Origin of the sequence: Nocardia barduliensis, from assembly GCF_013315795.1 — a bacterium.
Lineage (GTDB): Bacteria > Actinomycetota > Actinomycetes > Mycobacteriales > Mycobacteriaceae > Nocardia > Nocardia barduliensis.
Genome location: NZ_JABLTE010000026.1, coordinates 13093 through 39213, shown reverse-complemented (window position 1 = coordinate 39213; position 26121 = coordinate 13093). Strand labels below are relative to the sequence as shown.

The following is a 26121-nucleotide window of genomic DNA, read 5'->3' as shown; positions in this document are numbered from 1 at the left end:
TTGCATCGGCGTCCGCAGGTCGAACGAGTGATCCGGGCAACGGCGCTACCGCCGTTCGGCTTCCAGCCAGGAGCTGTCTGTCGAGTGTGCTCCCGATCCGGGTGCCGGTCGGCTCGTAGCAGGTATGCAGGGCTCCCGCACTGCGACGACCAGCCCGCACATAGGCCGGCTGTCTTGCCCGCGGTCGAATCTCGAGCAGCGGAGCGCGAGCGCACGATCATCGGGTCGGGCTAGCCGGTACTCCCAGATCAGTCCAGCGTGAAGCAGATCGAAGTGCTTGGAGTATTGCGTCCGGCGCGGCACGCCGGACTATTCTTGGTCCGGTGGGCGATGGGGATGAGCTGGTCGAATCGGCGGGAGTTGATCCTTGGGCCGCTTATCTGCCGGGGCAGGAATTGGTACCTGCCTACTTGGTGTCTCGGTTCGCCGCGCAGTATCGCGCGATCGTCGATGTGCTGGTCGAGGCACAGGACACCAGTCTGACCGGGATGTCGTTCGATGAGATCGCTACCCGGTTGCGGGCGTGGGTGAGTGAGCGTGCCGGACAGCAGGTGGCCGATCGGCTGTTGCACGAGGACTCCTTCGCGCTCGATGCTCGTTTGACCAGCCTGGTGCGGTGGGGAGTGCTCACTCGGTGGCAGGAGCCGGCGCGCACGGGGGAGGATTTTCTGCGGCGTCGTGATCGTTTCCAGCTGACTCCGACAGCGGCCCGCCTGCACGCGTTCTGGACTATGGATCTGGCCGCTGATGAGGATGCCGCCGCGGATCTCACACTGGCTCCCAGGGCGATTCACGACCGGTTGCGCGGGTTCGCCGACGCGGTGCGGGACCGGAATTTCCCGGCGGCTGCGGCGGAGTATCAACAGGTCATCGCCTTGCATCACGGGATGGCGGTGGCGGCGCGATCTTGGCAGCGCAGCCTGGCGCATGCGCTGTCCGGCGGGCCGGACCCGGACAAGCAGGAAGTTCTGTGGCGGACGCTGCAATCCTATGTCGGGATGTGGGGTGAGCAGGTCGACATTCACACTCCAGCTGTCGCGGCGCTGATGGCGGAGGTGCGTCCGCAGCTGACCGACTCGGTGCTGCGGGCGTGTGTGCGTGGTGCCCTTGCCGACGACGCACCCGACAACGTGGTGGACCTGCAGGTGCAGCGATGGATGCGCACCTGGGAATCGTTGCGGAGCTGGTTCGACGGCGCCGATGGGCAGGCCAGACGGTTGCGCAGGCAATTGCGCGACCTGGTAGCGCCGTGGGCCCGCAACATGCACATTCTGCTTGATACCGGTGGTGCGCTGACCCGGCGCGGAGAGTTGCTCGAGCTCGCTGGTGCGATCGAGCGCGCACCTGACGACGAAGCGGCCTGGCGCATGTGGGACACGGCCATCGGTGTGTTCCCGGCGCGTCATCTGCTGATCGCCGCTGACGGTGCCGACGACCACGCGTTGGCCTGGTCCGATGCCGCTGCGGCACCGATCACGGCACGGTATCGGGAACACGGCCAGCGGGCTGCGGTCGGCAGCCGGGTCAAGGCGATGAATACGGCCACCGGCCGGGCGGCGGCACGGCGGGCACGAACCGCGGCCTTGGCGCAACGGCGGGAGGCCGAGGCGGCTTTGCGCGCGCGATCGGGGACCGAACTGGCGGACTGGGCGCCGCTGTCGGAGCCCGAACTACGGATGTTGCTCGATCTGCTGGCGACGGCGCGGGGGCGACGTGGGGAGCCGCAACGTGCCGGGGTCACCGAAGACGGCCGATGGCGGGTCACTCTAACCGAGCCGGCGGTTGCCGGCACCACCACCCTGGACTGCCCGCACGGCCGGTTCGTGACACGGAACTGGCATTTCACGCTGGACCCGGCAGAGGTGGAGCACGGTGGATGACGATCGGGACGCGCTGTGCCGGCGCCGCGCGTTCATCGGGCTGCTGGCCAACCCGGTGGTCGACCGCGTCCGGCATCGGGAACTGTTCGGCCTCATTCGGCATCCCCGGCATCGGCCGGAACTGGTGAACTGGTTCTCCTCCCGCCTCGGCTACCGCTTGGTGGTCACCGACACCGCGGCCAGGTTGTTCCGCCTGCCCTTGGGTGACACCGTGCTCGCGCCGCGCCGGGTCAACCCGCCGCCGCGTCGGGCGCTGGTGCTGGCGCTGCTGGCCGCCGCGGCAGCTGAGGAAGCCGAGGACATCACCTCCACCCAGGACCTGTCGGATCGGGTGCGGGTGATCTCGGCGCGCGACGACTGCCCGGTCACTCCCTACGAGCCCGATCGGTTCACCGAGCGAAAGCTGCTTATCACGGCCCTGGAGCTGCTGGTGTCGGCCGGTGCGCTGGCGCCGGCGGGCAGCGATAGTGTGGACCGCCGTGACGGCTGGGCCCGGCAGTCGGACAAGGTCGGCGGCACCTATGGTGTGCAGCGCGAGATGCTGCTGCGTATTGCCGACCCAACCGCGCTCAAGGCTGCGCTCGACCAGCGCGGCGCGGTGTTCACCGAGGCGGCTGAACGATTCGCGGTGATGCGGCGGATCATCGAGCTGCCGGTCTGCCTTTACAGTGATCTCACCGAAGCCGAGCGTGCGTATCTGATCCGGCAGCGCAGCCGGGTGGTGGCGTGGTGCACCGAGATGACCGGTTGGACGGTGGAACAGCGTGCCGAAGGGTTGGCCCTCATCGCCGGTGAGGAATCGGCAACCGACCTGCCGTTCCCGCGGTTGCGTGCAGTCGATTTCGTTGCCCTCGTCGTGCTCGGCGACCTGTGTGGACGCCGGGACAACGACGGCGTGGTAACCGAGGCCGACCTGCTGAACGCCGTCGAACAGGTTGCGGTGCGGCATCCGAAGTCGATCACCGCCGAGGTCGCGGCGCCGACCGCGCGCCGGGAGCGGGTAGTGGAACTGTTGCGGGCGCTCGACATGCTTCGGCCGGGACTGCGCCCTGGACTGTGGCAGCTGACCCCAGCGGCCGCACGATACCGCGCGCCGGAGATTCTTGCCGAAACCGCACGTATCGAGGAGCTTCGATGACCGTCGAACTCGCCGGCACGCAAACCTGGGGGCAGGACTGGCTTCAGGCCGCGCTGTCTCGGCAACTGCCCTCGCCAGGCCGTCAGCGATGGCAACCGTTGCGCGTGGGCATCGTGAATCTGTGGGAATACGACGACGCGGAATTCTGGTTCGCCGACGGCAGACTGGTTCTGCGCGGCGGAAACGGTGCGGGCAAGACCAAGGTGCTGGAACTGACCACGCTACTGCTGCTGCGCGGAGAGATCGCACCATCAGTGCTCGACCCGTTCGGTTCCCAGCATCGCAGTATGCGTTTCAATCTACTGCCCACCGGCGACGGTGACGACCCACGCGAACCTGCCGATGCCGGACTCGGATACGCATGGGCGGAATTCGGACGGATCACCGAGGACGGGTCCCCGGCCTACTTCACCTGTGGGCTCGGTGCCTCGGCGCGCGCTGGCAGCGGGACCGTTCCGGTCAGCACCTGGCATTTTGTCACCAGGCAGCGGTTGGGCCGGGACTTCACCTTGCTCGAGGCAGGCCGCCCGCTCGAACTCAAGGACCTCAAGCAGATCGATGGGGTGGCATTGCTCAGCAGTGCTGGGGCCTACCGGGCCCGGCTGGCCGAGGAGCTGTACGGGCTCGGTACCGAGTCGTACGACAATCTCACCGAACTGCTCAAACAGCTGCGTAAGCCGAAACTGGGTGAGCGGCTCAACCCAGCCAGCCTGGCCATGACTTTGCGGGATGCATTGCCGCCACTGGCCGGTCACGAAGTCGATCAGCTCGCCGATGGATGGGAGCATCTCGAGCAACTCCGAGCGACGATGCAGCGCACCGAGGAGTCGGCGCGGGCGATCGCGATGTTCGTCCGTACGGGGTGGCAGCCGTGGGCCAAGCGAGTGATGCGGCTGCGCGCTGACGAGATGGCTGCCGCCACCACCAGCCTGGATAGAACGACGAGTGATAAGAAAGCCGCGGAGGCCACGCTCGCGGACGCGGTGGCGCTGCGTGGCCGATCCGACACCCGCCTCGCCGAGACCCGCCGCGCTCTCGGGGACGCGATGGCGGCCTTGCGGGAACTGCTCGAATCGGATTCCTACAAGGACGCGGTGTCCGCGACCGGACGAATCGAGGGACTGCGCCGAGAACTCCGTCGGGTGCAAGCCCAGCACGACAGCGCCGTCAAACTGGCTGAACGAGAATGCGTCTCAGAAGCGAATGCCGCGGCGAAAGCCACGAAGGCCGCAGAGAAGCTGCGGGAAGCCGGCGAAGCGCTGCGTGCCGCGGAGCAGTCGATGGCCGCAAACGCGGTGCTCGCGGGCCTGACGGAGTCGGTAGAACGCCACGTGGCCGCCCGGGATGTCGACGCCCTGGTCGGTGAGCATCGGTCCCGGCAGGAACGATTCCGACACCTCCGGAAACTCGACGAACAGCGTGCCGCGGCGGCGCAGCGGGTGGAGCGGTCCGGCAGGCTGGTCGAAGCTGCCGAGACCCGGCTCGCCCAGGCACGAGGGGCCGAAGAGGAGGCACTGTCGGCTGTCCGTCGCGCCGCGCAGACCTTGGAGACGCGGGTGCGCGACTGGTCCGGCGACGCCGAGGTGGCCCGGCCCACGGAGGAAATCCTGGCCGGCTGGTGCGATTCGATCGCCGAACTGACGGTCATCGAGGACACCGGCGAGGTTTCGGCCCAGCCGTCGGTGACAGCGCAGATGCGTGCCCACATCTCGGCCCAGCGCACCGTGTGGCAGGAGTGCAAGCAGTCCGCGCTGCTCGAACGCGCGCCGATCGCGGAACGGTCCGGTGCGGTCGCCGGAGAACTGGCCAAGGTGCGGGCGGAAACCGATGCCGCGCCGCCGGTCCCGACGACTTGGCGACGGCGAATGCGGCCGAATGTTTCCCAGGGGCAGGGCGCGCCGCTGTGGCGTCTGGTCAATCCGCTGCCGGGTGTGGACGACACGGAGCTGGAGGTGCTGGAGGCGGCACTCGCCGGGTCTGGCTTACTCGACGCATGGGTCGCACCGGATGGCACGATCGATCTCGAGTTCGCCGACCTGGGTCTGGCCGGCGGCGCCGCGACCGGAGATCGGTCGGGCACGAATCTGCTCGCGGTGCTGGAACCGGTCGAAGCAGGCGGGGTCGGAGTCGAACTCGTACGGCGGGCGCTTGCGCAGTTCGGTTGGCGTGCTGCCGGGGAACCCGAACCGGCCGGTGACTGGTTGGGCGCGGACGGCAGCTGGCGCGTGGGTGGGCTGGCCGGTCGCGCCGACGCCGCCGGACCGGCGACCTATGTCGGCACCGCCGCTCGGGAAGCGTTCAGAGCCCGCCGCATTGCCGCACTCGAAGCCGAGCAGGACGAGCTGGCTCAGCAATTGTCGGCCATCGATTCCCGGCTCACGAAAGCCGGTGCGGCGTTGGATCGGCTGGACGCCGAGGAGCAAGCGCTGCCGGAGTCCGAAGAGCGCAAGCTCAACGATGCGGTGGTGCGTTGGGGGGAACGCACTAGCGCGACGATCGCCCGTGCCGGTGAACTCGCCGATGCCGAAACCCAGCATGCGACCGAACTGGCTCGTCTCGATGTCGCGCGCGCCGTCCTAGCTGAATATGCTGCGACGCACCGGTTCTCCCAAGACCGCCTCAGCGACCAGGCGGATGCGCTCACCGCGTTGCGTGGCGACATAGACCGCTACGGCATGGTCCTGCGCCAGCTGGACACCGCTGAGGATGCTCATGGTGACGCGATGCTCACCTTCGAGGAGAACACGCAGCGGAGGGTGGAAGCCGAGTCCGCACGCGACGATATTGCGGAGGAACAACGCCGCCTCGAAGTGAAACTGCAGACCGCCGAGAAGGCGCTGGGTGCCGATCAGCAGCAGCAGTTGGCCAGCAAGGCGGAACTCGACGCCCGCATCGAGCGCTTGGAGAGCGAGCGTGACACCTATGACGAACAGCTCACTGGTGCGCGCGTAAATGAGGCCCGCGCTGAAGAAGTGCTGGCCAATCACGAACGGGAGCGGGCCGGTGCCGAGCAGCGCCGCGACCATGCGATCGCGCAGCTGTGGGAAGCGCTCGATCACGGGCTCGCTCAGCCGCTCGCCGTGGATGTACCGGAGCGCCGGAATGTGCAGGCAGCGCGGGATCTGGCAACCGCGGTGCGCCGGGAGATCGAGCTGAAAGCCGAACCCGCCGACGTGGATCGGGCATGGCGGGCATGCGTGAACAAGCTGGAGGAACTGCGCCAGGCGCTGCTTCCCCAGCAGGACGCACGAGTCCTCGACGACGATGAGACCCTGCCGCGGGTGGAGATCCACACAGATGCCACCGCGGGGTTCCAGTTGCCTCCTGCAGCCGCGGATACCCTGGCCGCACGGGTGATCGAACAACGCGACAGTTTCGACGCTGAGCAGCAACGAGTGCTGGCCACCCTGCTCGGCTCGACTTTCATCGAACACCTAAAAGACCGCCTCGACTACACCCAACGCACCTTCACCCACATCAACAGCCAGCTGGCCAAGCGCCCGACCCGCCAGGGCCACACCGTCAAGGTAGTCTGGCACGCGGATCCGGCCGAGCCGGATGCGGCGGCGGTCCTGGACGCGCTGGGCCAAGGTTATGCCGAATTGTCTGTCGACCGGCAGGAGATGGTACGCCAGTACCTCGCCCGCAAGATCGACGAAGCACGCTCCGAGGCAGCTGCCGAGGGTGCGGTGGACTGGAAACATCAGCTCGGCCGGGCACTCGACTATCGAGGCTGGCTGAAGATCGGTCTGCACTACCGGCCCGGCAGCACCAGCCGGTGGGTGCCGTTCGACGCGGCCAAGCACGGCGCCAAGTCGGGCGGTGAGAAGGTGGTGCTGTTGTCGCAGCCGTTGTTCGCCGCAGCGGTGGTCGCCTATGACGCGGCCGCGGCGCACGCACCGCGCTGGGTGTGGCTCGACGAGGCGATGACTGGTGTCGACGCCCAGGTGAAAGCATCCTTCATGGGGCTTACAGTCGACTTCGAGCTCGACATCATGCTCACCGCACATGATGAATGGTGCACCTACGAAACGGTTCCCGCCGTGGCGATCTACGAGCTCGCCAGGGAGAAGCACCTGCCTGGTGTCGACGTGCTGCCCTACCTGTGGTGCGGAGGCACGCTGACCGAGGTGGACGTGCACCGGCTCGGCGCAACGCACGATCCCATGCCGGTAGACGGCCTGTTCGGTCTCGACGATGGATGAACTGCCCGCAGGGTTGCTGGCCTGGGCCGCCTTACCCGGCCCCGCACTGGTTGTCCAGGCGATAAGCCGCCGCATCCATCGCGGTGGCGGGCTGGAACGCGGGTCGCTGAAAGTGACGCTGACGACCGAACAGCGGCGTCAAGTGGGACGGTTGCTGGGTGTGGACTGGGAGGTATCCGGGAAGGCGGTGACGTTGCGAGCGCTCAGTGTTGCTCTCGCGCATCACGGTCTCACCGTCGGCCGATTCGCCGAATTGCTCCACGGTGGCCCCTTGCCGGTGGCGTGGGAACTTGCGGCGGCGCAGCAGCGCGCGCAGCAGCGGGAACGCCGCCTGGTGCTGGAAACCCTCGGCAGGGCCGGGCTGTCCGGGGGCATCGTCGAGATATGGCTGGCTGGTCCCAGGGCTCCGAAGCTGGGTTCCGGCCGGGTCGAGGAGCTGGCCGGTCGTATCGCTGGGGTGTGGCCGCTGCTGCCCTGGACTGGTCCGCCGAAACGGCTCGGCCAGCTCGCCGCCGAGGCCACCGGCGACGCGCACGCGCTCGATTACACCACTGAACTGGGGCGCACGATCGCGCGTCTGATAGCCATCAGAAACGGTAGCCCGCCGCCAGCCCGGCCGGGCAGGCAGTGGCGGGCGGCGTGGGCGTCGGCGGGCGTACGCTGCGACACCGTGTCCTCGCGCGTGCTGACACTGAATGTTCCACTGGATATCACTGCCGGCCACCGGCGCGGTGCTCCCTCGTGGCTCACACTGCGGGATCTGCTGGGACCATGGTCTTTCGCGTCAGTGCCGTCCGTGTTGTTCGTTTGTGAGAACCCGGCTGTGGTGGAGGCCGCCGCCGATGAACTGGGCGAGAACTGTCCGTCTCTGGTGTGCACCGACGGAATGCCGGCGCTGGCCGCACTGGACCTGCTGATCGGCGCCGCGGAAGCGGGGATAGATGTCAGGGTGCGTGCGGATATCGACTCCGCAGGCATGGTTATCGTCCGGACTGTCCAGTCGGCGGTCGCCACCGCCCAGCCGTGGCGTTTCGACACCCAGACCTACGCCAGTCACTTCGGACTCGAGACGTGTGCGGACACCTGGCCTGCCGATCTGCACGCCCAGTACAGCAAGGATTTACATGAAGAGGCGATCCTGCCGTTGCTGCTGGCCGACCTCCGGGCGGCAGCGCCGCCGGTCTGCTGAATACACCGAGGAGCGCCTGCGCTGGCTCGCCTGCGTCGATGCGAGGTCCGCCGGTACTGGATTCGAGGCAGGCGGCCGTAAGGGCGTTCATCGGATTGCCGCCCGCCCATGTAGACAATCTGATGCTGAAGCGCATCCGCGCAAATTGGATGAGCTGGCGTAGCAGGGCCGTTGACCCTATGGTGCGTGAAGCGCTGGCACGATTGTTGCTCGATGCGAATCTCCCTGCCAGTCCCCGCCATCGGCGGTTACTGGACCCGTGCCAACGATGTGCAGATCGACATCGTGGGAGCGGACCGCGCACCGATCGCAAATGAGCTGTTGTTTGTCGGCTCGGTGAAGTGATTGGAGAATTTCCCAGTCGACAGGCACGATCTCGCGGTGCTCCACCGACACCGCGTCGCGTCCACGCCTGATCCAGTACCGGTGATCGCTGTCTCGTGCAGCGGGTTCGACCGCGCGGGGCTTGACGTTGCGTACGGCCCGGCGGAACTCCTCGCGGGCGTAATCCTCCTGAGTCCGGCCAGGACCCTTGTGTATCACTGCGACTCGGGTTGCCATGCTGACCGGCTTGTCGGATGGGTCGTCGAGAAGGCCGCATTCGTCCCACCAGGACCTTACATCTGGCGATCCCATCTGCGAACCGATTAACCGGGTGAACACGAACAGATTTCGTGAGGTCAAGAGTTGATCTAGTCTTGGGAGCGATGTGAAGGCTAGGGGGAAGGCGCGAGGTGAATTACGGTCCCCTGGGAGACTCTCCACAGCACGACCGCGCAGCTTACCGATTGGGCCACCGTCCGCTGGCGCAGGGCGGTCAAGCCGAGGTATTCCCCGCTGAGCACAAGGCGACCGGTGCCAGAGTGGCTTTCAAGCGACGGATGACGTGGAACGTCGATGCAGTGGCCAGGATGCGGCGGGAGATCGAGTTCGGCCAGTTGTCGTTGGGCAACGACCACATCGTGCCAGTGCTCGACTACAGCAAGACGTACGATTGGTTTGTTATGCCCTTGGCCGAGTGCAATGCCGAAGGCGCTCGCCCCTCGTTGTCGGATGATAGCCAACTCCGCGCTATGGTCCTGGCTGTCTGTTCGGCGCTGGAAGCAGCCCACGGGGCAGGATGGCTGCACCGAGATCTCAAACCAGCCAACCTCTTGTTGCTCAATGGGTGCTGGACGGTCGCGGACTGGGGATTTGGACGGCGGCCGAGAGGGGACACTACGTATACGGGCCGAACCACACCCGGTAGGTTCCTCGGAACCGTAGGTTTCGCCGCTCCGGAACAGGCGGTTGACGCTCACGAGGCGACGGCCAGCGCCGATTTCTACAGTCTGGGGCAGATCATCGGCTGGGCCAAGACCGGACGCACACCGCAAGAAGGATCCCCGCTGCTGCCCGAAGACGAGCCCTGGCGGACAATCGTTGCCGCGGCAACGCAGCACGACCCCGCTGCCCGACCCCAGGACGCGCACGAGTTCCGCGAGCTAATGAGGACTGCGTAATTGGACTCCATCGCGGGAAAGTACGCCCTGGCCCAAGAGCCACCTCGAACAGGTGGATTCGCCAGCGTTCACAAAGCTTTTGACCTCAGTGCTGGGGAAATGGTCGCGGTGAAGCTGGTCGGCCGCAGCACCAACCCCCTTCATGAGCTCGCCGTTACAAGGGAGTTGGAAAGCCTTCGCACGCTCAGTCACCGCAACATCATCCGGCTCCGGGACGCCGGAATCGATGAAGGTCACAACGCGCACTACCTCGTTCTCGACTGGGTTGAGGACTCTCTTGCCGACGTCCTGAAAGACCAAGGTGCTCATACTTGGGACGAACTCGGGGACCATGTAGCAGAACCCCTAGTTGGAGCGCTGGCCTACGCCCACCTCAAAGGGGTCGAGCACCGCGACATCAAGCCGAGCAACGTCCTCGTCACCAAGACCGGTGTACCTCTGCTGGCCGACTTCGGCATCGCAAAGGTCGCGCAGGGCGCTGTCAGCGAGCACACAGTCATGGGGTTTCGATCCGGCGCGTACACACCTCCGGAGGAAGACGGTTCGGTCAAGTACGTCCGCGACGTGTACTCGATGGGTGTGTTGCTGATCCAGGCAATGCACCAGGACCGGCTCAGAAACTTCGCGGATATCGAACCCGCTCTCCAGGCGATCAACGTCCCCCCTGATGTCCGCAAGCTCCTTTCCAGGTGCGTTCAACCCGACCACACCCAGCGGCCGGCCAATGGCGCTGTCCTCGCCGACGAGTTGAAGACTGTTCTTCGCGGACGCCCAATCGTCCCCGTCGCAAGCCGAAGCACCCTGTGGCTCCACCTCACACACCGTGCGAGGACGGAACTGCTGAAGCATTCGGGCGACACCGGCGCCACCGCCGAGGCAGTCGTGCTGGACGACCTCAACGACGATGTGTTCGCCGTGTACGGTCACGACAGGAGTCAACGCGTCGCCGACCGGTCGACCGTCGTCATCGCTGGGAAGCGATGGAAGTTCACCCTCAAGCTGGACGATCCTCCGCGGTTGATCGTCACCGGCGCCTGGCTGCTCGAATACGAGGTACTCGAACGCTTCCGGAAGGACGCGTTTAATGTCGCCCACTTCACCACGTGGACCTGCTCTGTACCACGCAACGCCACGCGTGCGGACGACGGACGTCATGGCCTGTTGCGTGCGCTCGACGACTTCGAAGAAGACAAACAGCTCCAGCGGAGCGGAGGTCTCGCGAGCGGTTACGAGGGGATCGACATCCTCCGCGAGTGGAACAAGGTCCTGCAGGCGCGCGAGGACCTAGCCCGCGGCGCCCTCAAGGCGATGCCCTACACGCACCGGACCATCCGCGGCCGCGAGGTCGATCTGGACCTGCGCGATCCGGTCGAGGAAGAACTGATCGGCACCGACTGGGAGATCATTGCCCAAGACTCGCGCCGTGTGCTCGCCTACGGCCAGATCATCAGCCAGGAGGACAACACCGTCACACTGCGCAGCAAGACCACCGTCCCTGCGCTGGAGCCGAACGGCAGCATCCGGCCCTCCCTCGGACCGACGCGAAAAGCCCTGCAACGCCAGCGCGATGCCGTCTCTGCCTTCCGCGACGGCACCGCGGCACGGCCGGATCTACGAGACAAGATCCAGAACCCTAGCGAGGTCCGAGCCCCCGTACCGTGGAAGATCGATGAGTGGACCCGAACGCTTGATACAGGCAAGAAGGAGGCCGTCGAATCGGCGCTGGGAGCTTCGGACATCCTCCTGGTGGAGGGCCCACCCGGCACGGGCAAGACCGACCTCATCGCCGAGATCGTCGTTCAGTCACTGCGAGACCGTCCGCACGCGCGGATCCTCATCGTCAGTCAGACGCACGTGGCGGTGGACAACGCCCTGGCTCGCTTGGAGCAGGCCGGAATTCCGGGCATCGTCCGGCTTGGCCACCCCGACGATCCGCGGGTCGACAAGTCCGTGCGTCACCTGCTGCTCGACCAGAAGATGACGAAATGGGCCGAAGGAATCCGACGCAATGCCCAGCGCCATCTGGAAAGGGTCGCCAGCGAACACGGCATGGATGTCGGGCATCTGCGTGCCGCGCTGTCGCTGAAGCAACTGGCGAAGGTGGTTCGCGAGCGTGAAGACGTCGAGCGCGAGATCGACCGCCGGGCGAACGACAGTAGTGTGACATCGAGACTGGCCACATCACTGGAGATCGTCGAGGAGGACAGCGATCTGCAGGAACGCATGGACGACCTGGCCAGCCGCTACGGCCAGCTCCACGACGACGCTGTTGAGCAGCTCGCGGGAGACCTGACCCTGTCCCGGTCCCTCACAGCCAAAGACGCACTCGCCGCAGCGGATGCGCTCCTTGGTCCGTCGACGTCTGCCCAGCGACTCCTCGCTCTCGTGGAGCTACAGGCGGAATGGCTGCAGCGCACCAGATCCGACCGCCAACTCGCAGAGGCATTCCTCGGCACCGCTCAGGTGATCGCGGGAACGTGCATCGGATTCGTCGGGCAGGCCGCCGTCCGCGACCTGGAGATCGATCTCTGCATCCTCGATGAAGCATCGAAGGCTACCGCAACCGAGGCGTTGGTTCCCCTGTCCCGGTCACGGCGAGCCATTCTAGTCGGGGACACCAAACAGCTTCCGCCACAGGAAGAAGAGCTGCTTCGTTCCACGGAGGTTCTCGCCGAACACGACATCGACAGCGAACTTGTCCAAGAGACTCTGTTCAAGTGGTTCGCCGACCGGCTGCCCGCGCACTCGAAGTTCCTGTTGCGCGATCAGTACCGGATGATCCGGCCGATCGGCGACATGGTGTCGACTTGTTTCTACGGTGGAGAACTCAGTTCTCCCAGGACCGAGGGGCTGCCCGGCTACGACATGCTCGGTAAACCTGTTCTCTGGCTGGACACCTCCCGACTGGGTAACGAGCGGCGCGAAGACCGCGGGCCGGGCGGGATCAGCTACGCCAACAGGGCCGAAGCACGGATCGTCTTCCAGCGGCTCGAGACATTGGACAACGCCATCGAAAAGGGGGTCGTGCGCCCCGCCGGTGGCGCAGGCGGAGCCCTGGAGATCTTGCTCATCGCTCCGTATCGCAGACAGGTAGCCGAGATGCAGCGGCGGCTTTCCTCCTCCCGCTTCAACCGGCTGAAAATCGACGTTCTCTCCGTGGACGCTGTGCAAGGCAGACAGTGCGACGTGGCGATATTCTCCGTGACACGCAGCAATGCCCAGCTCAAAACTGGTTTTCTCAGGACAGAGCACTGGCGGCGCATCAACGTCGCGGTGTCCCGGGCACGCTTCGGTTTGACCATCGTGGGCGACGCCGAATTCTGCCGATCCGCAGACGGCGCGTTGCAGGACATCGTGCGCTACATCGGAGACCACCCCGAAGACTGCGAGGTGCAGGAGGTGGAGAATGCTTAGTTCGAACCTGCGCCTATCCAAGCGATTCAGCCACGAACGCCCCGGCCTGCATCTGCTCGGAATCGAAAAAGCAGCCGTTCCAGTGACCGTCGTCGCTGCCGACATCCTGGCCCAGGAGGCCAAACCGCTTCCTCTGCTCGACGAATTCGTGCTGCGCCTGGTCAAAGCCGACGTCGCAGGGACGGCAGAGATCGCAGCCTTCCTGGGGCTGGAGCCAAAGCTCATCGACGCCACCGTCGCCGACCACTACCGAGAAGGTGCCCTGCTCGCCGGCCCAGCGCTGGGACAACTCAGACTGACCGAGCGAGGACGGAGGCTGGCCGACGAGCTCGAGTCGGTCAGACCGATCCAGAAGACCGTAAAAATCGCCTTCGACCGGCTCACCTGGTCGCTCGCCGACTACGAAAGCCGCGACCTCGTCACTAAGGCCGCAGCTCAATCCGAGGGTTGCATTCTGCTGCCTGCGCAACGAACGACCCGGATCAAGAAATCCGACATCACCCCGGCAGCGGTGAACTCCTTCCTGCGACAACCCGGCCGAGGCGCATCGCTCGACGTTCTCGACGTCATCAACGTAACCCCGTCAACCCACCGGTATATGCCAGTCGACATCCTGATCTACGGCGACAAAGACCGGGGTGAGGTCGAGACAGCGGTCGTTGTCGATGGAGACCCCAGCGAGAACCACGACACCGTGCTCAGCACTCTCGGCGGCGCGGACAAGCTCGGCTTCAGCGTCGAACCGCCAAGGCCGCACGCCCCACTGCCACCACACCTGGAAGCCGGCAGGGTAACGACAGCGCCTGGCACGCCCCAGGAGGAAAACCCACCACCGGTCCGGGAAATCCGGCTCTTCGATCACCAGACCGTACTGGCGACTGCGCTGGAAACCGCTGAAGATCGCCTCCTGATCGGCACAGATCTGGCCACCTCGTCAGTCGTGGACTCCACTTTTCTCGCCAAGTTGGACCAGAGGCTGAGGGCACGCGTCCAGGTGGACCTGATCCTTTCCCGATGCGACAGGGAAGCCGAGAAAAGACTTGACGTCCTGGCTCGGCGGCACCGCAGCAGAATACGTGTGCACCAGCTCGAGTCGGCAGTCCAGAACACCCTCGTGTTCGACGGAAATTGGGTGGTGTCGGACTTTCCTTGGTTGTCTTTCCGTGGGGCCGGGCGACCGTTTCGTGACTACACGGGAACTGTGGTGACGGTGCCCGATGAGGTGGACCACAAGTACGCCACCCTGCTGTCACTGCTCGCGGACTGACGCTTGTGAGGTTGCAGGAAGTCGAGAAGGGGCGACGTGGTGGTGATCATGCTAGTGAATGTGGTTGTGGCGGTGACGCTTTCATAGAGAGTCGCAGGTACCGCTACTCGGCAGGACACGCAAAACATGGGCAACTGGAAAACGCCTGATCATCGCGAATTCCTATTCGGTCTGACATCCACTGACCGCCGGTAGGGATCGGTTTCTGTGCCCATCTTCGATGTGCCCACGGCGGGGCACTGTGAACATGGGAATGGGCCTGACTGCGGTTTCTGATGGGACAGTTAGTGATTGAAGCCGACTACCAACTATGAGGGGTGCCGTATGTCGCTGATATGTCCCGGGTGTTCACTTCGCGTAACCATGTAGTCGGCTTCTGTGGTCTCCGGTCGATGTGATGTGTTCGCATCGGGTGGTTCGGTCCCCATTCGCTGGTCCTAACGCTAATCAATCCGAACCGCCTGACAGTGGACGGCCCCGAACTCTGGATCAAACTGGTCGGCACGCGCGTCGGTCGATTCACTGACGTGAACGCTCCAGGGGCTGGCATTGCTGACGCGGGTCGGGAGCTGCGCTGACCAAGGGTTTGGTGGGGAACATGCGAGATGCGGTTACCGCAACCGGACTGATGCCGGCTTCCCGGGGCGGCTGTTGGTCGGGGCGGTGGGCGTCGTCTGGCCGGTCGCCCCGACCCGGCGTCGGCTGCACCGGGACGGGGCGACACGCCCGATCGGGGGCATGGCCAGACCGGGTGCACCGGTCCGGGGTGCGCCCTGGTTGCGGAGTGTTTCCCCTGATCGCGGGCCTCGGGACATGGGCGGCCGCTGGGGCTACCGGGACTTGGATTCCGATGGGGGCTTGGCTTGATGGGGCGGTGTCGTAGCGCGTAGGAGGTGGAACGAGCTGGTCGGTCGGATGTATCGTGGCCCTGCCGTCGGCCGAAAGCGCCTTCGCAGCGTGACCGCTCGCGGCCTGGGCCACCGTCTCGCACGTAGCCGGTGACGGCGAGATCGGCGGCCACGCCGTCACCGGCTCGTTCCTCGACGACGCGAGCGTGGCCGACCTCGACACCACCACCACCACCACCGCGTCCCGGGCAGCCTTTGGTCGGTGTAGGCCCGGACTGTGACGGTGATCGACTGTTCCCGTTCGTACCGCGGAGTGCACCAGAGGATTTCGACACGATGCGGGGAGGGAAACTCGAGTCGCCGGCAACTGCTGGACCGACACGCACTGAAGTCAGAGCCCGAATATTGACTCCAGGTAGTTCAAGCCCATCGAATCAGAGATAGTCTGGGCCAGCATGATCAAACTGGGCTATGCTGCATTGCGGCAGGACCTCTCCAATTACCGTGGCTACGGCGAACCCGAGCTCAACAATCGCATTCGCAACGTCAGCACGATGCTCGCGTAAGGTCCCCGGGGCGTGAATGCCCGGGTCGGCAGCACGGACAGCTATGCAGTATCGCCCGATGGCAGCCCTGCCTGGAATAGTTGAGCCCCCTCTTCAAACATCATCTCATCTCGCTGTGGCACCTCACCCTGTGTAGCACCTCACTCGCAGACAAGGAGCAGTCATGACCGAGATCAGTCAGTCCCAGCTACGCCAAGAGGCCGTGGAGATCGCGCTGTGGCAGATGCCTTGCCCCGAGCCGGATGCCGCCGCGGTGTCCGTGCTCTCGCAGTTCGACTCCGGGAGTCAGGACCTGGCGGTGGGCAACAGCGCGGTGAGCGACGGCAGCTCGCTGCCCGACCTGGGGCCTCTGAAGAGCTTCAAAACGTGGGATTCCGTCGCCGCCACTATCGTGAACAAGGCGTATTCCATCACCAACTTCAACCCAGCCGTCACGGACTTCGACCCGGTCTCTTGGAACAACTTCCTCTATAAGTTCTCCACGATGCCGTTCTTCCAGGGCGGAACATTCTACGCTGACAACCGTACAGCGGGTATCTCCTCGCTCTCCCTGGAAAAGGGCGTCGATGCGGTGAGTGACCTGGTCCTGAGCATCGTGACGCCGGGGCAATTCGATGAAATCGTGACGACCATCAAGAAGATTGGCCAGCTGGCGTTCCAGAACAAAGGGACGGAGGAGAAGCAGACCAAACAGCAGACCGGGCTCTTGTCGTGCAATGGCGGCAATTACTACCTCGGAGCCGTCCGGACCGAGGTAGAGATGAAGTACAAGGAGGGCAAGGGGTACCAGCAGCTGACACAGGACCTCACACTCTACCGGGGCTACGGCGTGCTCGACTTCGACAAGTGCATGCGCAGCGCCAGCTACCTGCTCGACTGGGATGGCCAGGACGTGTCCGGTTGGGTGGGCGGGACGGCCAGTGCCTCGATGCCGCCCAACGCTAGCCCCGCTTGGAACCAGTAAGTCGGTTCAAGGTCCTTGCTGCAATCCACCCACCGGACTCCCCGGGGCAGGTCCCATGTTCTCCAAACAAGCGCTGCCTGAGGGCACGACGGCCTCGACCTTCACGCAGGTCCTTGCCGAGAACCTCGGCCACTCGGACAGTGGCTATACCTTCGTCCGAGAGGACGGGCGCGAGCACTTCGTGAGCTGGTCGGAGCTGTCGCGTGAGGCCCTGCTCCGGGGGCGCAGGCTGCTTTGCAGCGGCCTGCGCAAGGGCGAGCGCATCGCGCTCATCGTCCCCGAGGAGCAGGAGTTCGTTCTCACCTTCCTGGGCGCGGTCTCGGTGGGCGTCATCCCGGTCCCCCTGTACCCGCCCATGAACTTCGGCAAGTTCGAGGCGTACTGCGAGGACGCCGCCGGCATCCTGCGCGCGGCGGGGGCCCGGGTGCTCTTGATGCCCCGGAGCCTGGCGGACCTGCTGGACCCGCTCGTCCGAGCGGTCGAGGGCCTGCAATCCGCCGTCGCGGAGGAGTTCTTCGCCGAGCCTCTGGTGGGCAGTGCGCCCCAGCCCGAGGCGATCCTCCCGCAGGACGTGATGTTCTTGCAGTTCACCTCGGGGACCACGGCGGCCCCCAAGGGAGTGCGGGTCACGCACGCCAGCGTCCTGGCCAACTGCGCGGCCATCATCAGCGCCCTTGGCCTCGAGCGCGGGCGAGACCGGGGCGTGAGCTGGTTGCCCATGTACCACGACATGGGGCTGGTCGGTTTCGTGCTGGCACCGCTGATCGTGCGCTGCCCGGTGAGCTTCCTGCCGACGCTGCGATTCGCGCTCTCACCGAGGTTGTGGCTGGAAACGGTGAGCCGCTACCGCGCGACCGTGACCTTCGCGCCCAACTTCGGTCTGGCGCTGGCTGTCAAGCACACCTCGGCGGAGGAGCTCGAGCGGCTGGACCTGTCCTGCTTGAGGGTCGTGGGCTGCGGCGCCGAGCCCATCCACCCGGAGACGCTGCGCTCCTTCGCGGCGCACTTCGCCGCGGCGGGGCTGCGGCCGGGGGCAGTGGTGCCGTGTTACGGCATGGCGGAGGCGACGCTCGCGATCTCGTTCAGCGAGATCGGAGTTCCGCTCGCCCTGGATGTCATCCAGAAGGAGCCCTACCACGCGAGCGGCCTCGCGCGGCCCGCCTCGCAGACCGAGGCCCCCGGGACGCAGGTGGCGTTCGTGCCCTGCGGACACCCCATCGCGAATCACCGAATCCTCATCGTGGACGATGCGGGCAATCCGCTCCCGGAGCGGCACATCGGCGAGGTGGTCTTCCAGGGGCCGAGCGTGGCTGCGGGCTACTACGGTGACGCGGAGGCGACCCGGCGGAGCTTCACGGCTCACGGCCTGCGCACGGGGGATTGTGGATACCTGGCCGAAGGCGTCCTCTACGTGACGAGTCGTAAGAAGGACCTGCTGATCATCAATGGGCGCAATCACGACCCCCAGACGGTGGAGTGGGCCGCGGCCGAGGTGCCCGGCCTGCGTAAGGGCAACGTCGTGGCCTTCACCCGGCCAGGCCGGGCTACCGAGGAGGTGGTGATCGTCGCCGAGCTCCGCGGGGGAGACGCCGCCACGGCGGCGCGGCAGGTCCGCGGCCAAATCCAGGCGAAGCTGTCCCTGCCCGTTGCGGAGATCATCCTGCTGCCGCCGGGGGAGCTGCCCAAGACATCCAGCGGCAAGGTGAAGCGAAGCAAAACACGGCAGCAATATCTCGAGGGGCTGTGGAGCGCTCCCCCGGGCCAGCTGCACACCATCCATACACCCTTTACGAGGAGCAGCCATGAACACCCATCTGACCCCCCACGAGCGAGAGCAGCTGTACTCCCTGATCCGCGAGAAGTTGGATCTCAACAGCACGGAGTGCCGCGAGGAGAAGATCATGAACACCACCATGGTGAGAGAGCTGCCAGGGGTTGACTCCATGAAACTCCTCAGCCTTCTGGGCGCGGTCGAGCTGGGCTTCCGGGTCAACCTGGGCTTCCAGGCCATCCCCCAGGTGCAGACGGTGCAGGACATCGAGCGGTTGATCTGCGAGTCGCGCGAGCAACACGCCGCGCATGCATCCTGACCGCAGGAGGAAGGAGGACCGTGAGCACTCTGATTCGAGAGCAGTTGCGGCGGGAAGCGTTGGAGATCGCCATGTGGGCGGAGGGCAGGCAGGCGCCCCCACAGGAGATGCTGGCGAAGCTCGGGCTGCTGGGCCCCGACGGCTGCGAACTCGACGACAGCAACCAGGAGACAGGGGTCGGCAATGCCTACGGCGGGGACAACAGTGGGCTGCCCAGCCTAGGGCCGCTGTCGTCCTTCGGCTCATGGCAGTCCGTGGCCGCCACCATCCTGCGCAAGACCGAGGACTCCGCAGGCTTCGATCAGTCATCCACGGCATTCGATGTCTTTCGGTGGATCATATTCGCACTCCAGTTCGAAACGATGCCGTTCCTGGTCAACATCACCGGCGACAGCCGCAGTGTGTCCATCTCGTCCCTGTCCCTGTCGCCGGCCATCTCGGCGGTGACCGAGCTGGTCGGAGGGCTGGTGACGGCGGACACGCTCACCGGAATCATCAACTCCGTCAAGAAGATCGGCCAGCTGGCGGTCCAGAACAAGGGGCTGCAGGAGAAGGACAGCAATGTGCAGCAGGGGGTCCTGACCGTGGTGAACGGGGATCTGCGCCTCGGGCTGCTCCGGACCACGGTGCAGATGGAGTACAAGACAGGCAAGGGGTACCAGCAGCTCAATCAGCAGATCACCGTCAGCCGCCTGTTCGGGAGCCTCGACTACGACATGTGCATCCGCAACGCCGAGACACTGCTGGAATGGGACGGGCAGGACGTGGATGGCTGGGTGAATGGCGCCTCCAGCTATAACTACCCGCCCAACACCAGCCCCGCCTGGGGCAGCTGAATCGCTCTGGCCCCAGACCTGGGGCGGTGGCCAACCCGAGCCGGAAGCAGCGGGTGAAGGGCTGGCCGAGCCGGGTCGCGCGGGTGGTGGCAGTCTGGACGACGACGTCCTCCCATCCACCGAGAGGCCAGGCCGACCTCATCGAACCGGTGGATCACGTCCCGCACTGTGTCCTCTTCCGCCTGCGCAAGCCGGGCGATGACCGGCACTCGGTTGCCTTCGGCGGTCGCCAGGAGCATGATCGCCCGCCGGTAGCGCACTGTGTTCGTGCTGCATCGGCGCACGATCCGCTGTAACTGTTGCCCTCCTGATCTGTCAGTCGCGCGGCCGCAACTTCCACTGCGTCTTGCGCGCGCCGGGCTGAAAGCGCTGATTCGGTCTTGTCCCACCGCCGATCGTCTGATGTGCGACAGAACCAGCTTCGACGAGCATGGTCATGAGCTGACGCTCTCCTGAGATTCACAGCGCAGCAGAGCATTTCACGATTCGAGTCGTTGGTGTCCGTGACGTCTAGTCCGTGGCCGAGTCGCGGGTAGGCGTGCTCGGCAGGATTCGCAAAACGAGGGCAACTGGAAAACGCCTGGTCATAGTGGGTGTGTATCCGGTCTGACGATTTGCGGTGCGTCCGCGCGGATCGGTTCACCGTTCCCATGTTCGTCGTGCCCATAGCGGGGCACATCGAACATGGGAACGGGGACGACCTGCGGTTTCGGATGGTCGGCTGGTGATCGAAGTCGACTACCAACTGTAGGCCGGACACAACCCGAATCAGAGAATCATCACCGATAAAGTCGTGTGGCGGCTACGGCCATGCAAGTCGTCGACGCAGCCATTCTCCCGACACTTGCGCCGAACATGCTTGGTGACGGCGCAGTTTCGGCGAATGTGGAGGCGGGGGCACCCGGCTGCTGTGCACCCAGTAGCCGACCAGTGCACAGAGAAAGGCATCGACGGCGGCGGAGTCGGTTGTGCGGGTCACCGGATGGGTAGCAAGGATCGGATCGGGGTCTATCCCGCCTGGCGGTGATCGAGGGTGCCAGCGACACAAGGTCGAGCCAGGCGGCGCCGACGCAGGGCCAGGCCCAGTCGATCACCACGACTGTGCCGTCGGGACGAAGGAGCATGTTGTCCGGCCGCAGATCTGTATGCAGCAGGGTTGTACCGTCGGTGGCTTCGGGCCAGGTCGATTCCAACTCGGCCAGCCGATCCAGATTGCGCAGTGACCAACTGTCCAAGTCGACGGGCGGCCCGTGCTCGGCGAAGTGCCGCCAGCAGTTCAGCTCCGGCCCGTAGCTGTCGGTCATCGCGGGCACATCGCGGATCGGGCTGGGCGTCAGCACGTTCGTCAACTGCTCCACCGCCGTGAGCACCGCATCCAGCTCGGCTGGCTTATCGAGACGCGGATGGCAGCCCGCTACGTCGTCGAACACCATGACGAACCACCCGGCGAGCTCGGCGGTGAACTGGACCGCCGGTGTCGGGACCGTGGGCGGTAGCCGCGCTGCGGTGCGTGCCTCGGTCTGGTACATCCCACACAGTTGGTCATCACAGTTGATCACCTTGGCGAAAGCTCTGCGGCCGTCGTTCAACAGCAGCCGCACGGCCGCGCCGTGGCTGTACCCGCCCGTCTGCGTGACCGCCAACCGCACCGGCGCGCCGAGGCGGGCCTCGATCCCGGTTCGTACTGGCTGCGGCAACTGCCAGCAGTTGCACATTTCACTTTGGTGAGCTGTTGTGCCGGATAGACTCGGCAGGCGTCGATTTGGATGAACGATGCGTGTCGTAGATCCGCTCAATGCGGCCAGCCATGAAGCAGCAGGTCGGTCTCCTCCATCGACGAACTGCGTACGGCTGCGTTGAGGTCTGACGGAAAGAACGGCCGCGGGTTTGAGTCAGGGACGGCGAACACGATCTGCCCTGCCGAAGGTGGCGATCTCGATCCACGGCTGCCGGGTTCATGGAAGGCTGTGGTGCGATGGCGCGTACCGATCCGATCAATCGGACTCAGTTCGACGTTCTGCAGTGGGTGAGCGATGGCTGTCCGGAGGGGGTGATGACCGGCCACACGTACAAGACGACGGCGCACGCTCTCGAATGGCGCGGTTTGGTGTCCGTGTCGAAGAAGGGCGGAGTATGGCGAGCTGAAGCCACCGATGCAGGCCGCTACTACCTCGAGCACGGAGACTATCCTGGCGGGCACTGGGACAAGAAGCCGTCAATGGCCGGAGCGGTCCGGCCGAGCGCCGCACTGGTGAAGAGGAACGGATCCTCTGGCCCGACGGCCTCTCCACAGCCGCAAAAGGAGCGGCCGGCCTCCGCTGAGCCGCGTAAAGCGAAGCCACCTCCACGGTTGCGGCCGGTTGATCAGCTGATGGCTGATCTTGTTCAAGCGGGCGGCGTGTTACAGGTCAAGCGACCTGCCCGCGAAGGACCGGACTACGAGAGGTTGGTGGCGACCGCGATCCGGTACGGGAAGGTACCGGACGGGAAGCTACTCGTGATCGAACGCGGCAATTACTGGTACGAGACCTTCGTGATCAAGTTCGCCGATCCGCCGGCCTGGATGACCGTAGTGCTCGAACCAGTACACGTCCCGGATGGCCCGACGAAGTGGCATCCTGCTGTTACCCGGATCCGGGACTCCGAGAATCGGTTACAAATGAAGCGCCCGGTTCGCATGCGCGCATTGCGGATTCTGAACATGCTCGCGGTGACGGCAGTAGCGAAGGGGTACAAGGTCGCGACCGGGGCGGCTGCGCAGAGGCGCGGCTACAGTGGCCGGGCGGAGATTGCGGGCGACCTTCGGATCTCGATTCTGGAGCATCCGTTCGGGATTTCGGTCACTGAGCCAACCGACAAGATACCGCACGAGGCTACCGCGTCGGAATTGCGTCAGGCCGAACGGTATTCATGGACCCGGATCCCGAAATACGATCACGTGCCCAGTGGGCGGCTCACCCTCACGATCACCAACGGCCGTCCCTATCGACAATCGGGCTGGACGTACAAAGATGACACCGTTATCGACTTGGCGCAGGTGATGCAGGAGCTGGAGTTGCGTGCCGCCGACGCCGAGGAGGCGCGTCTGGCCGCTGAACGGAAGGCGGCTGAAGAGAAGCGGCAGTGGGAAGCGGCGATGGCCGCGGCGAAAGCCGCCCATGCTGAGGCGTGCCGTGCCGAGGTTCTGAAGGGGCAACTGCAGCGGTGGCGGTTGGGGCTCGAACTCGATGAGTACCTTGCGGCAATGCATCGACATATCGAGACGATCACCGATGTAGAGGAGTCTGCTAGTTCCAGGCAGTGGCTGGAGTGGGCAACCAGTTATCGCGATTGTATTGACCCGCTTCGGAAGAAACTGCAGATGCCGGCAATTCCCAACCCCGACGCGGAAGCCCTCAAACCATACCTGGACGGCTGGAGTTACTGGGGGCCGCAGAGAGGGACGCGGTGGTGACCCTGAGCCGCTTTGCATGTAGTTCGGAAACGACCTTGAGTCCAAGAACGATTCTCAACACCCGCCTTTAGGGGTGGTCAGGAGGTCACCAGAGCGGAGGGCCACACTCCGGCTCGACATTAGGGGCTTACCCTCCGCTACCGAGCTGAGCTGCTTGCGTGATAACAAGTTGTGGGGCAAGCATTAGGCGACTCCTTTGACAATGCGCTACATGGAGCGTGATAGGTGCGAGCATTGCCCATATGAGCATCCCGCCCGCTAGCCTCCGTCGTCGAGCGGCGGTCGGATACCCGAGGAATCCGGAGTCGCGAGAAACCCAGAGTTCTATCGACTCGACGACCCCAAGCACGACGGACGAGCAGCGTGCTGCGAATCCGGACGGTCGGAAACCGGTTCGCGCCTGGACGGACCACCTTTGGAAGGGACCCGAGCGTGGTTGTGAGGCGCCCGCCCGGAGTGGTGTCCAAGGCCCTCATGTAGAGACCCGGAACCCGTTGCCGCGCTTGCGCAGTCCGGCGACGATCGAGATTAGATCCTGGAGCGAGGAGAGCGCATTCCTCGACGGCTCTCGCGGACAGGAGTTTCGGATGCTCGCTTATAGTTGGATGCGATCGGCGAGCAGGGCCAGAGGGGAGTCGCGGTGGCTGGTGAACTTCGGGTTCGGGTCGACCGGCTTCGCGAGGAGTCGCGGTTCATTGCCGACAAAGCGCAGACGATCCGAGAGCGGCTCGCCCAACTAGATGAAACGGTCGGCAGAGAGCTGTTGGCCGACGGTTGGCGGGGTCGGGCGGCTTCGGCATATGACGAGTCCTGGGTGGAGTGGAAGCGCGGAGCGGATCTAATCGTTGCGGCGTTGGAGACCTCGGCAATGAACCTCGCCGACGCGGCCAACCGCTACGAGCTTCGCGATGGCGCCAATGCCGACGGTCTCACCGGGCTTGGAAATCAGGTGTAGCCGTGGCTGACGACGACTACAGCTACCGTGTGAATCTGGCGCAGCTCGATGACGCGATCGCGACCATGGCGAAGTTCGGCGCCGAGGTCGAAGGTTGGCTGCGTGAGGTGGAGCAGCACGTCGCCGATCTGCATTTGTCGTGGTCGAGTCAAGCCGCGGAGGCGCAGCGTGTCGCACACGACCGGTGGGTGGTCGGCGTCGGCGAAATGCGGGACAACCTCGATGAGCTACGTGAGGTGGCTCGTCGGGCGCACACGAATTACATCGGAGCAGCCGAGACCAACTACCGGATGTGGCCGCAGTGACGGCTCCGACCGTACCGGTTATCGTCCACCGCGCCGGTGAATACGCCTCCGCGGGTGAGGTGTTCGGCCAGATGTCGGCTGACACGGTGACAACGCACGCGGCGCTGATCACCGTGTTGAGCGCGTATGCGGGGATGGCTGGTAGCGACAGTGTCGGTGGTCAATGGGCCAGTGCCTATGATGAGGCCGCCCAGCTGGCGATCTCAGCGTCTTCGAAGCTGGCGACAGCGTGTGGTCAAACCAGGGATTTGATCGCCGTCGGAGCACATAACCACCGGCTCGCGGAGACCGGTTCCGATCCGCGTAACCCGTCCTCGCCTGCACCTCCGCAGCTGTCGATCGCGCCCTGTCTGGCCGAAGACGCGCCGTCGGCGGCTGGCGACGGGATCCCCGAGCCATTCGGGTGGTCAATCCTCAAGAACCTTGTCGGTTTCGGCTGGCCCAACGGTCACCAAGACCAACTCGACGCCGCCAAAACCGCATGGCACACCGCCTCGGCCGACTACCGCACCGTGGCTGCTCAGGTGCCCCGAGCAGTCGAGCTGCTGACAAACCAGCAGTCGCCGGAGATCGGGATCGCGGTCGGCACCTGCCAGGAACGCCAGAGCGATCTCAACGCCTTGGCTGATGCGTGCCAAACGCTCGGTGACTCCTGTGGCGAGTACGCCCATCACCTCGATGAGGCCCACCATAAGATTCTCGAGGAGGTCAAAGACTTTCTGATCGAAACCGCAGCCGCTGAGACCGTCTTCGCCGTGTTGGCGCCGTTCACCGCTACGGTTTCGGAATGGGTGGGCAACACCGCGCTTGCTGGTCGTATCGCGGTGCGGGCTCGTCGCATCGCCACCATCATCGGCGAGCTCGGCACCAGGGTGACCGAGATAGTGACGCGCGCCATCAGGCCGGTCACTGCGGCGCTGAAACCGCTACTGGACAAGGTCGGCAAATGGGTCGACGTCGCGAAGGCGAAGCTGTGGACACGCGAAGCCCGTGGGGCGACCCCTGGAAAGGGAACCGTCGATGAATGGCTCAGCGGCGGGCGGCGTCGGCCAGCGAATATGCTCGATGACCCCGCACAAACGAGGTGGGCCCAGGATGCCTACGACAACTTCACCCAAGACCCGCGTGACATCTCCGCGATCAGCCGCAACACCGACGATCTCGTCCGCGCCAACGGCGCAACAGGATTCTCCGAGGCCGAGATCGCCGCGATCAAGAAGCATCTGTTCGACACCGAACACCCGATTCTGGACTACGAGACCGGCCAAGTCGTGGTCCGGAAGTTCGATCCCGATCCTGAAATCGCCGACGCGTGGATCCGGCTGCGCTCCGGGAACGCCCTGCCTGAGGATCACGTCTTGCTCGAGCACGAGCTCGCCGAGTTGAATTATCTGCGAGCGAACCCGGGGATCACGTATCAGGATGCTCACCGGGTGGCGAACGAGTCGTTCGATTGGCAGACCCAGGTTCCGTTGAACAAGCGCGAAGACTTCGAAAGTGGATGGTGA

The 26121-nt window shown here is 65.0% G+C and carries 19 protein-coding genes; 16 read left to right on the top strand and 3 right to left on the bottom strand.

Annotated features, from left to right (window positions below):
• Nucleotides 1–323 precede the first annotated feature (323 nt).
• From HOV91_RS13780 to HOV91_RS13725, 12 genes are all read left to right on the top strand, one after another.
• Nucleotides 324–1880 carry a DUF2397 domain-containing protein gene (locus HOV91_RS13780; protein ID WP_174185776.1) on the top strand — a complete coding sequence of 519 codons (1557 nt, stop codon included), beginning with the start codon at nt 324–326 and terminating at the stop codon, nt 1878–1880.
• Nucleotides 1873–3018 (top strand): DUF2398 family protein, encoded by a 1146-nt coding sequence (locus HOV91_RS13775; protein ID WP_312884601.1) that lies wholly within the window; start codon nt 1873–1875, stop codon nt 3016–3018. The genes HOV91_RS13780 and HOV91_RS13775 overlap by 8 nt, the downstream gene beginning before the upstream one ends.
• On the top strand, nt 3015–7223 hold the full coding sequence (locus tag HOV91_RS13770; RefSeq protein ID WP_174185775.1) for a TIGR02680 family protein: 4209 nt from the start codon (nt 3015–3017) through the stop codon (nt 7221–7223). Before HOV91_RS13775 ends, HOV91_RS13770 begins: the two co-directional genes overlap by 4 nt.
• Nucleotides 7224–7236: 13 nt before the next feature.
• Nucleotides 7237–8412: a DUF2399 domain-containing protein gene (locus tag HOV91_RS13765; protein ID WP_174185774.1), complete on the top strand. Its 1176-nt coding sequence runs from the start codon at nt 7237–7239 to the stop codon at nt 8410–8412.
• Nucleotides 8413–8625: 213 nt separating this feature from the next.
• Nucleotides 8626–8757, top strand: coding sequence for a hypothetical protein (locus HOV91_RS40520; RefSeq protein WP_281370880.1), 132 nt, complete (start codon nt 8626–8628; stop codon nt 8755–8757).
• A gap of 389 nt (nt 8758–9146) precedes the next feature.
• Entirely contained in the window at nt 9147–9914 is a 768-nt protein-coding gene (locus HOV91_RS13755; protein ID WP_174185773.1) for a serine/threonine-protein kinase, read from the top strand.
• A complete protein-coding gene (locus HOV91_RS13750) occupies nt 9915–13328 on the top strand; it encodes a serine/threonine-protein kinase (protein ID WP_174185772.1) in 3414 nt (1137 codons plus the stop codon).
• Complete coding sequence (locus HOV91_RS13745; protein ID WP_174185771.1) at nt 13321–14595, top strand: phospholipase D-like domain-containing protein; 1275 nt, start codon at nt 13321–13323, stop codon at nt 14593–14595. Before HOV91_RS13750 ends, HOV91_RS13745 begins: the two co-directional genes overlap by 8 nt.
• A gap of 1577 nt (nt 14596–16172) precedes the next feature.
• Nucleotides 16173–16973, top strand: a complete 801-nt coding sequence (locus HOV91_RS13740) for a hypothetical protein (protein WP_174185770.1) — start codon at nt 16173–16175, stop codon at nt 16971–16973.
• Nucleotides 16974–17028: 55 nt separating this feature from the next.
• The gene (locus tag HOV91_RS13735) at nt 17029–18912 is read left to right on the top strand and encodes a fatty acyl-AMP ligase (RefSeq protein WP_217440337.1); all 1884 of its coding nucleotides are present in this window, start codon (nt 17029–17031) and stop codon (nt 18910–18912) included.
• Nucleotides 18875–19063, top strand: coding sequence for an acyl carrier protein (locus HOV91_RS13730; RefSeq protein ID WP_217440336.1), 189 nt, complete (start codon nt 18875–18877; stop codon nt 19061–19063). The genes HOV91_RS13735 and HOV91_RS13730 overlap by 38 nt, the downstream gene beginning before the upstream one ends.
• A gap of 20 nt (nt 19064–19083) precedes the next feature.
• A complete protein-coding gene (locus HOV91_RS13725) occupies nt 19084–19899 on the top strand; it encodes a hypothetical protein (protein ID WP_174185768.1) in 816 nt (271 codons plus the stop codon).
• On the opposite strand, the gene HOV91_RS41070 is transcribed toward HOV91_RS13725, so the two are convergent.
• From HOV91_RS41070 to HOV91_RS13715, 3 genes are all read right to left on the bottom strand, one after another.
• Nucleotides 19863–20138, bottom strand: coding sequence for a helix-turn-helix domain-containing protein (locus tag HOV91_RS41070; protein WP_369009320.1), 276 nt, complete (start codon nt 20136–20138; stop codon nt 19863–19865). The two genes, HOV91_RS13725 and HOV91_RS41070, sit on opposite strands and share 37 nt — an antisense overlap.
• 76 nt (nt 20139–20214) lie before the next feature.
• Nucleotides 20215–20337 carry a hypothetical protein gene (locus tag HOV91_RS40515; RefSeq protein ID WP_281370879.1) on the bottom strand — a complete coding sequence of 41 codons (123 nt, stop codon included), beginning with the start codon at nt 20335–20337 and terminating at the stop codon, nt 20215–20217.
• A gap of 341 nt (nt 20338–20678) precedes the next feature.
• Nucleotides 20679–21695: an aminoglycoside phosphotransferase family protein gene (locus HOV91_RS13715; RefSeq protein ID WP_174185767.1), complete on the bottom strand. Its 1017-nt coding sequence runs from the start codon at nt 21693–21695 to the stop codon at nt 20679–20681.
• A gap of 179 nt (nt 21696–21874) precedes the next feature.
• On the opposite strand from HOV91_RS13715, the gene HOV91_RS13710 reads away from it, so the two are divergent.
• The 4 genes from HOV91_RS13710 to HOV91_RS13695 all read left to right on the top strand — a co-directional run bounded on the left by HOV91_RS13710 (nt 21875) and on the right by HOV91_RS13695 (nt 26121).
• The gene (locus HOV91_RS13710; protein WP_174185766.1) at nt 21875–23353 is read left to right on the top strand and encodes a hypothetical protein; all 1479 of its coding nucleotides are present in this window, start codon (nt 21875–21877) and stop codon (nt 23351–23353) included.
• 640 nt (nt 23354–23993) lie between these two features.
• A complete protein-coding gene (locus tag HOV91_RS13705; protein ID WP_174185765.1) occupies nt 23994–24308 on the top strand; it encodes a WXG100 family type VII secretion target in 315 nt (104 codons plus the stop codon).
• 2 nt (nt 24309–24310) lie between these two features.
• Nucleotides 24311–24613: a WXG100 family type VII secretion target gene (locus HOV91_RS13700; RefSeq protein WP_312884599.1), complete on the top strand. Its 303-nt coding sequence runs from the start codon at nt 24311–24313 to the stop codon at nt 24611–24613.
• A complete protein-coding gene (locus tag HOV91_RS13695; protein WP_174185764.1) occupies nt 24610–26121 on the top strand; it encodes a WXG100-like domain-containing protein in 1512 nt (503 codons plus the stop codon). The genes HOV91_RS13700 and HOV91_RS13695 overlap by 4 nt, the downstream gene beginning before the upstream one ends.